The organism is Streptomyces sp. NPDC059850 (genome assembly GCF_042731515.1).
Taxonomy (GTDB): domain Bacteria; phylum Actinomycetota; class Actinomycetes; order Streptomycetales; family Streptomycetaceae; genus Streptomyces.
Genome location: NZ_JBHWJI010000109.1, coordinates 1 through 13,285, shown reverse-complemented (window position 1 = coordinate 13,285; position 13,285 = coordinate 1). Strand labels below are relative to the sequence as shown.

Sequence of the window (13,285 nt, the reverse complement as noted above, 5' to 3'; positions counted from 1 at the left end):
GCCCCCGCCCCCGCGCGGGGCCCGCGTCGCCCCCCCCCCCCCGGGGGGGGGGCGGGGCCCGGCCCTTTGCGCGCCGGAGCGCCCGTCAGTCCGACAGCCAGTCCTCCACCGCTCGCGCGGTCGTACCGGCGTGGTCCTCCATCATGGTGAAGTGGTGTCCCGGCACATCGCGCACGGAGTGGGGCAGCTCCCAGTACGACCGCCAGTCCCCGTCGCGGGACCAGTCGAAGAACTGCTCCTCGGCCCGGACCAGCAGGGTCGGCGTCTTGACCTCGCGGGGCTGCCACTGCCCGAACAGCCGGAAGTACGCACCCATGGCCAGCAGCCGGGCGTCGTCCACCGGCACGGGGCCCGTGCTCCGCTCGCCGATCCCGGCCCGCAGACCGGGCTGGAGTGCCATGGCCGCCTCCGGGTCGTGCGAGTAGATGTCGAGCAGCACCACCGCGTCCGGGAAGACCCCGGTGCTCTCCAGCCGCGCGGCCACCTCATGGGCGAGCAGCCCGCCCGAGGAGTGGCCCAGCAGCACGAACGGCTGCCCGTCGGTCTGTCGCAGCACCGCCTCGGCCTGCGCCTCGATCACCGCCTCCGGGTTCGCCGGAAGCCGCTCCCCGGCGACGAATCCGGGGTTGCCCAGCGACCAGACGTCCCGGTGGCCACGGAATCCGGCGGCGAACCGGGCGTACTGGTGCGGGCCTCCGATCGACAGGATCGAGGGGAAACACACCAGCGCGGGCCGCGTGTCCCCGCTGGACAGCCGCACCAGCGTGGGCGCCTTGTCCAGCTCGGCGGCGTTCGAGAACGAGGGCCGGAACCGCGAGACCTCCATCAGCATGCGGGTGAACTCCCCCTGCTGGCCGAGCTGTTCGGCTTCCCGCATCATCGCGCCGAACACGGCCGACGGCTCCGCGCCCGCCGTCTCCGGCTGCCCGGCACCCGACGTCGTACCGCCCTCGGCGGCCACCGAACCGGCCAGCCCGGTGAGCAGTTGCCGGGCGACCAGCTCGGGCGTCGGGTGGTCGAAGAGCAGCGTCGGGGGCAGCCGCAGCCCGGTCGCGGCATTGAGCCGATTGCGCAGCTCGACGGAGGTCAGGGAGTCGAAGCCCAGCTCCAGGAAGCCACGCGCGGCCCCCACGGCCTCCGGGCCCTCGAAGCCGAGGACCACGGCGGCGTGGCCACGGACCAGGTCCAGCAGGGTCTTCTCCCGCTCCGCCTCGTCCTGCCCGGCCAGTCGCCGCGCCAGCGAGGGGCCGCCCGCGTCGGCCGCCGCCGCGGCTGCCGTACGCCGCTTGGGCGTCGCCCGGACCAGTCCGCGGAACACGGCGGGCAGCGCGCCTTCGGCGGCCTGCTCCCGGAGCGGCGCGGTGTCCAGATGGAGCGGTACGAGCACCGCCTCACCGTCGAGCGCACACGCCGTGTCGAACAGCTCCAGGCCGTCCCGCGAGGACAGCGGCGCCATCCCGGAGCGCGCGATACGCCGTACGTCCGCGTCCGTCATGGTGCCGGTCATCGCGCTGCGCTGGTCCCACATGCCCCAGGCCAGCGAGAGGGCGGGCAGTCCGGCGGAGCGGCGCTGCGCGGCGAGGGCGTCCAGGAAGACGTTCGCGGCAGCGTAGTTGGCCTGGCCCGGCGCACCGAAGGTGCCCGCTACGGACGAGAACAGCACGAACGCGCTGAGGTCGAGATCGCGGGTCAGCTCGTCGAGGTTCCGGGCGGCGTCCACCTTCGGCCGGAACACCGTGTCGATCCGGTCCGGGGTGAGCGCGGGCAGCGGCCCGTCGTCCAGCACACCCGCCGTGTGCACCACGGCGGTGAGCGGATGCGCCGGGTCCACCTCGGCCAGCATCGCCGACAGCGCGTCGCGGTCGGCCACGTCGCAGGCCGCGACGGTCACCTCCGCGCCCTGCTCCATCAGTTCGGCGATCAGCTCCGGCATTCCCTCGGCGCTGTGCCCCCGGCGGCTGCCCAGCAGCAGATGCCGCACGCCGTGCCCGGCCACCAGATGGCGGGCGAGCTGCCCGCCGAGGACACCGGTGGCGCCGGTGATGAGCACCGTGCCGTCCGGGTCGAACCCGGGCAGCCCCTCCTTCGGCGCCGGATCAGTGGCCATCTTGGCCAGCCGGGGCGCGTACAGGCCGCCCGCGCGAACGGCGAGCTGCGGCTCACCGCTGTTCGCCGCCGCCGTGAGCGCGGCGGCCGGTGCCTCGTCGCCGTCCAGATCCAGCAGCAGGAACCGGTCCGGGTTCTCGGTCTGGGCGGTGCGGATCAGACCCCATACGGGCGCGTTCGCCAGGTCGGACACCTCGGCGTCCGGGCCCGTGGCGACCGCGCCACGGGTGACGAACGCCAGCCGTGCCCCGGCGAAGCCCTCCTCCGCGAGCCACGCCTGCGCACTCTCCAGCGCGGCGTGGGCGACCAGCCTGGCGCCCTCGGCCACATCACCGGAGGTGGCGGCAGTCGTGGTGTGCGGGAGGAGGACGACGTCCGGCCGCTGCCCGCCGGAGGCCACCACGGCCGCCAGCTCGGCCAGGTCGGGGAACACATCGCACTCGGCGCCGGTGGACTCCAGCGCGGCGATGAGCCCCAGGGTGTCCGTACCGTCCGTACCGTCCGTCGCGGCCGCGTCGACCAGGGCCCAGCGGGTGGCCTCAGGGCCAACCGAGGGCGCGGGCACGGCGGCCCACTCCAGCCGGAACAGCGAGTCGTGGTAGGTCACCTGGGCCGCGTGCAGCTGCTCCGGGGCGATGCTCCGCAGCATCAGGGAGTCCACCGACGCGACCGCGCCGCCGTTCTCGTCCGCGACGGCCACGGCCACCGCGTCCGGCCCGGCCGGTGCGATCCGTACGCGGAGCGCCGTGGCGCCCGACGTGTGGAGGGTGACACCGCTCCAGGAGAACGGCAGCCGGATCCCGTCGGTGTCGGCGCCCACGAAGTCGCCGAGCGCCACGCCGTGCAGGGCGGAGTCCAGCAGTGCCGGGTGCAGCCCGAACAGCGCGGCCTCGGTCTGCTGCCGCTGCTCCAGCCGGAGTTCGGCGAAGACCTCGTCCCCGCGCCGCCAGGCGGCCGTCAGCCCCTGGAACGCGGGACCGTAGCCGATACCGGCGGCGGCGAACCGCTCGTAGAAATCGTCCAGCTCGATGGCGACCGCCTCGGCGGGCGGCCATTCGGCCAGGGTCTGTGCAGTGTCGGTGGCCGCGCCGGACGCGAGGACACCGCTGGCGTTACGGCTCCACGGCTGGTCCGCGCCGTCGCCCCGGCCCGCGTCCGGCTCCGGGCGGGAGTAGACCTCCAGGGTCCGGCGTCCGTCCGCGTCGGGCACGCCGACGGTCAGCCGCAGCTGGACGCCGCCCCGCTCGGGCAGGATCAGCGGCGCCTCAAGGGTCAGCTCCTCCAGCAGGTCACAGCCCACCTGGTCGCCCGCCCGGATCGCCAGTTCGACGAAGGCCGTGCCCGGCAGCAGCGCGGTACCGGCCACGGTGTGGTCGGCGAGCCAGGGGTGGGTGTGGAGGGAGAGCCGCCCGGCGAACAGGAAGCCGTCGGAGTCCGGCAGTTCGACGGCCGCGCCGAGCAGCGGGTGATCGGCGGAGCCCAGACCGGCGGAGGCGACATCGCCCACCGAGGCCGGGACCTCGATCCAGTACCGCTCGTGCTGGAAGGCGTACGTGGGCAGCTCGACGCGCTGCGCCCCCGTGCCCGCGTAGTACGCCTCCCAGTCCAGCGCCGCACCCCGGGTGTGCAGAGCAGCAAGGGCGGTCGTCAGGCTCTCGGCCTCGGGGCGGTCCTTGCGGAGGGCGGCCACGAACGCCGCGTCCTCAGCGGTGACGGACTCCTGCGCCATGGCGGTGAGCACACCATCTGGGCCCAGCTCGACGTACGTCGTCACGCCCTGCGCTTCGAGCGCGCGGACACCGTCTAGGAAGCGGACGGTCTCCCGGACGTGGCGGACCCAGAAGTCGGCCGTCACGATCTCCTCACCGGCGACACCGCCGGTGAGGTTGGAGACCACCGGGATCTTCGGGGCGTGGTACGTCAGGCTCTCCGCCACCTCACGGAACGGCTGCAGCATCGGCTCCATCAGCAGCGAGTGGAACGCGTGGCTGACGGTGAGTCGCTTGGTCTTACGACCCCGCGCCTCGAAGGACGCGGCGACCGCGACGGTGGCATTCTCCTCACCGGCGACGACCACCGACGCAGGTCCGTTGAGGGCGGCGATGCTGACGCCCTCGGTGAGCAGCGGCGCCACCTCGTCCTCCGACGCCTGGACGGCGATCATCGCCCCATCCGCCGGAAGCTCCTGCATCAACCGGCCGCGAGCCGCCACCAGCTTCGCCGCGTCCGCGAGCGAGAGCACACCCGCGACATGCGCGGCGGCGATCTCGCCGATGGAGTGGCCGGAGACCACGTCCGGCTTCACGCCCCACGATGCGACGAGGCGGAACAGCGCCACCTCGATGGCGAACAGCGCGGGCTGGGTGTAACCGGTCTGGTCCAGCGCCTCGGCGTCGTCCCCGAACACCACCGTCTTCAGCGGCTGTTCGAGGTGCCGGTCCAGCGCATCGCAGACCGTGTCCAGCGCCTCCGCGAACACCGGGTACGCGTCGTACAGCTCGCGCCCCATCCCCAGGCGCTGGCTGCCCTGGCCGGTGAAGAGAACCGCCACCTTGCCCCGGGTCTCCACGCCCTCCACCACTCCGGCAGCGGACTCGCCAGCGGCCAGCGCGGCGAGCCGGTCCAGGAAGGTGGCGCGGTCACCTGCGACGACGGCCGCCCGGTGCTCCAGCGCCGTACGGGCGGTGGCCAGCGAGTAGCCGACCGACACCGGGTCCAGGTCGGGGTGCTCGGCCACATGGCCGTGGAGCCGGGCGGCCTGAGCCCGCACGGCGTCCTCGCTCTTGCCGGACACCACCCACGGCAGCGCCGGAAGAGTCCGGGGCTCCACGGGGGCCTTACGGTCCGTCTGCCGCAGCTCCGGGGCCTGCTCGATGATGGTGTGCGCGTTGGTGCCACTGATGCCGAACGACGACACGGCGGCCCGGCGCGGACGGCCGGTCTCCGGCCACTCCAACTGCTCGGTCAGCAGCGACACCGCACCCATGGACCAGTCCACATGCGGCGACGGCTCATCCACGTGCAGCGTGCGCGGCAACACACCGTGCTCGATGGCCTTGACCATCTTGATGAGCCCGGCGACACCGGCCGCAGCCTGCGTGTGCCCGAAGTTCGACTTCACCGAACCGAGCCACAGCGGCGCGTCCTCGGCGCGCTCCTGACCGTACGTGGCCAGCAGCGCCTGCGCCTCGATCGGGTCACCCAGCGTCGTACCCGTACCGTGCGCCTCGACCGCATCGATCTCGGCGGCGGTGAGCCGGGCGTTGGCGAGGGCCTGGCGGATGACGCGCTGCTGGGACGGTCCGTTGGGGGCGGTGAGGCCGTTGGACGCACCGTCCTGGTTGATGGCGGAGCCACGTACGACCGCGAGCACCGGGTGGCCGTTCTTGCGCGCGTCCGACAGCCGCTCCACGAGGAGCATGCCCACGCCCTCGCCCCACGCCGTACCGTCGGCGCCCGCCGCGAACGGCTTGCACCGGCCGTCGGTCGCGAGGCCACGCTGCTTGCTGAACGCCACGAACGTACCCGGGGTCGCCATCACGGTCACACCGCCCGCGAGCGCGAGCGAGCATTCGCCGTTACGCAGCGCCTGCACCGCCATGTGCAGGGTGACCAGCGACGACGAACACGCCGTGTCAACCGTGACCGCCGGACCCTCCAAGCCAAAGGTGTAGGACACCCGACCCGACGCCACACTGCCCGAACTCGCGGTGCTGATGTAGCCCTCAAGACCATCGGGCGCGCGGTAGAGGAGCGAGCCGTAGTCGTTGTACATGACGCCCGTGTAGACACCGGTCTGGCTGCCCCGCAGCCCGGCCGGGTCAATGCCCGCGCGCTCGAACGCCTCCCAGGACGTCTCCAGCAGCAACCGCTGCTGCGGGTCCATGGCGAGGGCCTCACGCGGCGAGATCCCGAAGAACACCGGATCGAAGTCGGGGGCGTCATGCAGGAAGCCACCGTTACGGGCGTAGCTGGTGCCGCGCTGGTCCGGGTCGTCGTCGTAGAGCGACTCGATGTCCCAGCCACGGTCGGTGGGCATGTCGGTGATGGCGTCCGTGCCGTCCACCACCAGCTTCCACAGCTCCTCGGGCGACGTCACCCCGCCGGGGAAACGGCAGCTCATCGCGACGATGGCGATGGGATCGTCGTCGACCACCTTGGAGGCGACGACCGGTGCGGCCGCGTCCGACTGGCTGCCCTGGGCCTCGGCCCGCAGGAACGTGGCGAGGGCGATCGGGTTCGGGTAGTCGAAGATCAGCGTGGCGGGCAGCCGGACACCGCTGACCGAGGTCAGACGGTTGCGCAGCTCGACAGCCGTGAGCGAGTCGAAACCGACCTCGCTGAACGCGCGCTGCGGTTCGACCGCTTCGGGCCCGACGTAACCGAGTACGGCCGCCACCTGCGTACGGACCACCTCCAGCACGATCGCCTCGGCCTCGGCGTCGGACGTCCCGGCCAGCTGCTGTGCCAGCGCACCGGACTGCGCCGCCGCAGCGGCCTGAGCTGCCCGACGCGGCGGTACGCGCACCAGACCACGGAAGAGCGGCGGCAGCATCCCGACGCTCGCCTGAGCGCGGAGTGCGGCCAGATCGAGCGGCATCGGCACCAGCAGTGCCTGGTCAGCGGCGTCCGCGAGGTCGAACAGCGCCAGGCCCTGGTCAGCGGTGAGAGCGACGACACCGCCGCGCCGCAAGCGGGCGATCTCCGCCTCATCCAGCTCCCCGGTCATGGCGCTGGCCTCGGCCCACAAGCCCCAGGCGAGGGAGGTGGCGGGCAGGCCCTGGGCACGGCGGTGCTGGGCGAGGGCGTCCAGGAAGGCGTTCGCCGCCGCGTAGTTGCCCTGCCCCGCGCCACCGAAGACACCAGCGGCCGACGAGAACAGCACAAACGCGGCCAAGTCCAGATCCGCCGTCAGCTCATGCAGGTTCCACGCCGCGTCCACCTTCGGACGCAGCACACCGGCCATACGCTCCGGGGTCAGGGCCCCGATCACGCCGTCGTCCAGCACACCGGCCGTGTGCATCACGGCCGTCAACGGATGCTCGGCGGGAACGGACGCGATGACGCCAGCCAGCGCGTCCCGGTCGGCCACGTCACACGCGACCCACTGCGCCTCCGCACCCAACTCGGCCAGTTCAGCCGTCAGTTCAGCGGCACCGGGAGCCCGATCGCCACGGCGGCTGACCAACAGAAGCCGACGTACACCGCGCGCGGTCACCAGATGGCGGGCGAACAGATTGCCCAGCATGCCACCGGCGCCGGTGATCAGCACCGTGCCGTCCGGACCGAACGAAGGGATCTCCTGGTCGGCAGCGGGAGCGGTGGCGCGGGCCAGACGCGGCGCCTTGGCCGCGCCCTGGCGTACGGCGAGTTCCTGCTCGCCCGATTCCAGGGCGGCGGGGACGGCGGTGAGCGAGTCCGGGTGGCCGTCGAGGTCCACCAGGATGACGCGGCCGGGATTCTCCGACTGCGCGGAGCGGATCAGGCCGGTCACGGTCGTCTGGGCCAGGCTGGTCGCCGGGTCGTCGGCGGCGGTGGCCACCGCGCCCTGGGTGAGGACGACCAGGCGCGAGTCCGCGAAGCGCTCCTCGGCCAGCCACGTCTGCAGCAGGGTCAGAGCGTGGTCGGCGATCTCGTGCGCCATGGCGACGGGCGAGTCGGCCTCGCCCGAGGCCGCCAGCGCGGACACCACCACGTGGTCCGGTGCCGTGGCACCGGACGCGACCGCCTCGACCAGCGCGGCCAGATCCGCGTACGTCTCACCCTCGACACCGAGGACACCGAGGCCGGGGACATCCGCGCCCACGACCGCCACGCGCCCGTTGAATCCGGACGCGGTCGGGACCGCGATCCAGTCCACGCGGAACAGCGCGTCCGCTGCGCCACCACGAGCCTGATCGGCACCCAGCTGCTCCGGGGACACCGCACGCAACGCGAGCCGCTCCACCGACGCCACCGGGGCACCGGTCACATCGGCCAGTTGCAGCGCCACCGTGCCGTTCGCGGCCGACGACAGCCGCACCCGCACGCTGTCCGCACCCACCGAATGCACTCGGACACCCGTCCAGGAGAAGGGCAGTCCGACCCCGTCCAGGTTCTCGGCCAAGTCGCCCAGGGCGATGGCGTGCAGTACGGCGTCCAGCAGTGCGGGGTGCAGACCGAACAGGTCCGCGCCGGGCTCCACGCCCTCGGGCAGCGCGACCTCGGCGTAGACCTCGCCGTCGCCCCGCCAGGCGGCCCGTACTCCCTGAAAGGCCGGGCCGTAGCCGAAGCCCGCCTCGGCCAGCCCCTCGTAGAGGCCGTCGATCTCGATCCGCTCGGCACCGGCGGGCGGCCAGACACTCAGCTCGAACGACGGGGCCGACAGCGGCGCGCTCTCCACGAGCACACCCGTGGCATGCCGCACCCACGGCACCTCGTCATCGCCCACATCGGGACGCGAGTGCAAGGCAAGGGCGCGGCGGCCGGAGTCGTCCTGGGCGGCCACGGCGATCTGCAGCTGAATTCCGCCGCGCTCGGGCAGGATGAGCGGCGCCTCAAGGGTCAGCTCCTCCACCAGATCGCAACCGACCTGCTCACCAGCGCGTACGGCCAGCTCCACGAACGCGGTACCGGGCAGCAGTACCGAACCCATCACCGCGTGATCGGCCAGCCACGGATGCGTCTCCAACGACAGCCGTCCGGTGAACAGGAAGCCCTCGAAGTCCGGCAGTTCGACGGCCGCGCCCAGCAGCGGGTGACCGGCGGCGCCCAGACCGGCGGAGGCGACATCGCCCACCGTGGCCGGGACCTCGATCCAGTAGCGCTCGTGCTGGAAGGCGTACGTGGGCAGGTCTGTACGGCGTGCGCCGGTCCCCTCGAACACCGTGTCCCAGTCCACGGACGCGCCCTGCGACCACGCCTCACCGAGGGAGGTCCAGAAGCGGTCCAGGCCACCCGCGTCACGGCGCAGCGACCCGATCGCGGCCGCGTCCAGCCCGGCGTCCTCGGCGGTGTCCTGCACGCCCATCGTCAGCACCGGATGGGCGCTGGACTCGATGAACACACCGAAGCCCTCGTCGAGCAGTCGCCGGACGGCGCCTTCGAGTTCGACGGTGCGACGGAGGTTGGTGAACCAATACTCGGCGTCCAGCTCCGGACCCTCGACCCACTCCCCCGTCACCGTCGACAGGAACGGCACCGTGGCCGCCTGCGGCTGTACGGGGGCCAGCAGCTCCAGCAGCTCATCGCGCAACAGCTCCACCTGCGCGGAGTGCGACGCGTAATCCACCGGCACCCGGCGGGCCCTTATGCCATCCGCTTCGCAGGACGCCAGCAGCTCATCCAACGCGGCCGGTTCGCCCGAAACCACCACGGCCGAGGGGCCGTTGACGGCCGCCACCGAGATGCGCTCCTCGCCCCACGGCGCGATCCGCTCCCGTACCTCGGACACGGGAAGCGCCACCGACACCATGCCGCCCAGACCCGCCAGCACCCGGCCAATCGCCTGGCTCCGCAGCGCCACCACACGCGCCGCATCCTGCAAGGACAGAATCCCCGCCACACACGCGGCCGCGATCTCACCCTGCGAGTGACCGACGACCGCAGACGGCTCGACGCCGAACGAACGCCACAGCTCAGCGAGCGACACCATCACCGAGAACAGCACCGGCTGAACCACATCGACGCGCTCCAGCGACGGCGCACCCTCCACGCCCCGCAGCACATCCACCAACGACCAGTCGGTGAACTCCGCCAGCGCGGCGGCGCACTCGTGGACACGGGCCGCGAACGCCGGTGCCGTGTCCATCAACTCCACGGCCATGCCCGCCCACTGCGAGCCCTGCCCCGGGAACACGAACGCCGTCTTGTCGGACGTCCCGATGGCCTGGACCGGAACCTCACCCTGGGCCAGCGCCGTCAGGGCGCGGATGAAGTCGTCCCGGTCGGTGCCCACCAGGACCGCGCGCCGATCGAAGGCGGCGCGGGTGGTGGCCAACGAGTAGCCGATGTCGGCCGGACGCAGACCCGGGTCGGCGTCGAGGTGGGCCAGCAGCTTGGCGGCCTGCGCGCGCAAACCCGCCTCGCCCCTGGCGGACAGCGGCCACGGCAGCGCACCGCCGGTCTCCGGGGTGTCCTGCTGCGCGTCCAGCTCCTGCCGGGGCTCCGGGGCCTGCTCGATGATGGTGTGCGCGTTGGTGCCACTGATGCCGAACGACGACACGGCGGCGCGACGCGGACGGCCGGTCTCCGGCCACTCCAACTGCTCGGTGAGCAGCGACACCGCGCCCATCGACCAGTCCACATGCGGCGACGGCTCGTCCACGTGCAACGTCCTGGGGAGCACACCGTGCTCGATGGCCTTGACCATCTTGATGAGCCCGGCAACACCGGCCGCAGCCTGCGTGTGCCCGAAGTTCGACTTCACCGAACCGAGCCACAGCGGCACGTCCTCGGTGCGCTCCTGCCCGTAGGTGGCGAGCAGCGCCTGCGCCTCGATCGGGTCACCCAGCGTCGTACCCGTACCGTGCGCCTCGACGGCGTCCACCTCTGCGGCGGACAGTCGGGCGTTGGCGAGCGCCTGCCGGATGACGCGCTGCTGGGACGGGCCGTTGGGCGCCGTCAGACCATTCGAGGCGCCATCCTGGTTGATCGCGGAGCCGCGTACGACCGCGAGCACCGGGTGACCGTTCTTCCGCGCGTCCGACAGCCGCTCCACGAGCAGCATGCCGACACCCTCGCCCCACGCCGTACCGTCAGCGGCGGCCGCGAACGGCTTGCAGCGGCCATCGGTGGCGAGGCCGCGCTGCTTGCTGAACGCCACGAAGGTGCCGGGGGTGGCCATCACGGTGACACCGCCCGCCAGGGCGAGCGAGCATTCGCCGTTACGCAGCGCCTGCACCGCCATGTGCAGGGTGACCAGCGACGACGAACACGCCGTATCGACCGTGACCGCCGGGCCCTCCAAACCGAACGTGTACGAGACGCGGCCCGAAGCAACGCTGCCCGAACTCGCGGTGCTGATGTAGCCCTCAAGACCATCCGGCGCGCGGTGCAGCAGCGTGCCGTAGTCGTTGTACATCACGCCCGTGTAGACACCGGTCCGGCTCCCGCGCACGGTCCCCGGGTCGATGCCCGCACGCTCGAACGCCTCCCACGACGTCTCCAGCAGCAACCGCTGCTGCGGATCCATCGCGAGGGCTTCGCGCGGGCTGATGCCGAAGAACACCGGGTCGAAGTGGTGGGCGTCGTGCAGGAAGCCGCCGTTGCGGGCGTAGCTGGTGCCCCGCTGATCCGGGTCGTCGCCGTACAGCGCCTCGGTATCCCAGCCACGGTCGGTGGGCATGTCGGTGATGGCGTCCGTGCCCTCGGTGACCAGCTTCCACAGGTCCTCGGGCGAGGCCACGCCACCGGGGAAACGGCAGCTCATCGCCACAATGGCGATCGGCTCGTCATCCCCCGCCCTGACAGCCGCGACCGGTCCGGCCACATCCTCCTGGCTGCCCTGGGCCTCGGCCCGCAGGAACGTGGCGAGGGCGATCGGGTTCGGGTAGTCGAAGATCAGCGTGGCGGGCAGCCGGACACCGCTGACCGAGGTCAGACGGTTGCGCAGCTCGACAGCCGTGAGCGAGTCGAAACCGACCTCACTGAACGCACGCTGCGGTTCGACCGCTTCGGGCCCGGCATAGCCGAGTACGGCCGCCACCTGCGCACGCACCACACCCAGCACGATCGCCTCGGCCTCGGCCACGGAGGCCCCGGCCAGCTGCCGCGCCAGCGCACCGGACCGCGCGGCCGCAGCGGCCCGAGCAGCCCGCCTCGGCGGTACGCGCACCAGGCCACGGAAGAGCGGCGGCAGCATCCCCGCACCCGCCTGCTCACGCAACGCCGCCAGGTCGAGCGGCACCGGCACCAGCAGCGCCTCGTCAGCGGCGTCCGCCAGGTCGAACAGCTCCAGGCCCTGGTCAGCGGTGATGGCGCCGATGCCGCCGCGCTGGAGGCGGGCGATCTCCGCCTCGTCCAGGTCTCCGGCCATGCCGCCGGACTCGGCCCACAGGCCCCAGGCGAAGGACGTGGCGGGCAGGCCCTGGGCGCGGCGGTGCTGGGCCAGGGCGTCGAGGAAGGCGTTCGCCGCCGCGTAGTTGCCCTGCCCCGCGCCACCGAAGACACCAGCGGCGGAGGAGAACAGCGCAAAGGCGGCCAGGTCCAGGTCCGCCGTCAGCTCGTGGAGGTTCCAGGCCGCGTCCACCTTCGGGCGCAGCACAGCCGCCATACGCTCCGGGGTCAGCGATCCGATCACACCGTCGTCCAGCACACCGGCGGTGTGCATGACGGCCGTCAGCGGATGCTCGGCGGGAACGGACGCGATGACGCGAGCCAGCGCGTCCCGGTCGGCCACGTCGCAGGCGACCCACTGCGCCTCGGCGCCCAACTCGGCCAAGTCAGCCGTCAGTTCAGCGGCACCGGGAGCCTGGTCACCACGGCGGCTGACCAGCAGCAGCCGTCGTACACCGCGCTCGGTCACCAGATGGCGGGCGAAGAGATTGCCCAGCGTGCCACCGGCACCGGTGATCAGTACCGTGCCGTCCGCGTCGAAGACGGCGGGCTCCCGGTCGGTGGCCGGGGCGATGGCGGTCCGGGCCAGACGCGGAGTCATGACCGCGCCCTGGCGTACGGCGAGTTCCTGCTCGCCCGCTTCCAGGGCGGCGGGGAGAGCGGCGGGCGAGTCCGCGTGGTCATCCAGGTCCACCAGGATGACGCGCCCGATGTTCTCCGACTGCGCGGAGCGGATCAGGCCGGTCACGGTCGCCTGCGCGGGCTCGGTCACCGGGTCGTCGGTGCCCGTGGACACCGCGCCCTGGGTGAGGACGACCAGACGCGAGTCCGCGAACCGGTCCTCGGCCAGCCATGTCTGCAGCAGAGCGAGGACGTGATCGGCGCTCTGATGCGCCACGGTGGCAGGCGAGTCGGCCTCGCCCGAGGCCGTCCGCGCGGACACCACCACGTGGTCCGGTGCCGTGGCACCGGACGCGACCGCCTCGACCAGCGCGGCCAGATCCGCGTACGTCTCGGCCTCGACACCGAGGGCACCGAGGCCGGGGATGTCCGCGCCCACGACCGCCACGCGCCCGTTGAATCCGGACGCGGTCGGGACCGCGATCCAGTCCACGCGGAACAGCGCGTCCGCTGCGCCACCACG

General features: G+C 72.6%; 1 protein-coding gene. It reads right to left on the bottom strand.

What is annotated here, in order from left to right; translation table 11 throughout:
- Positions 1 to 85: 85 nt before the first annotated feature.
- On the bottom strand, positions 86 to 13,285 hold a 13,200-nt coding region (locus ACFV9T_RS41695; protein ID WP_385448877.1), incomplete at its 5' end, for an SDR family NAD(P)-dependent oxidoreductase.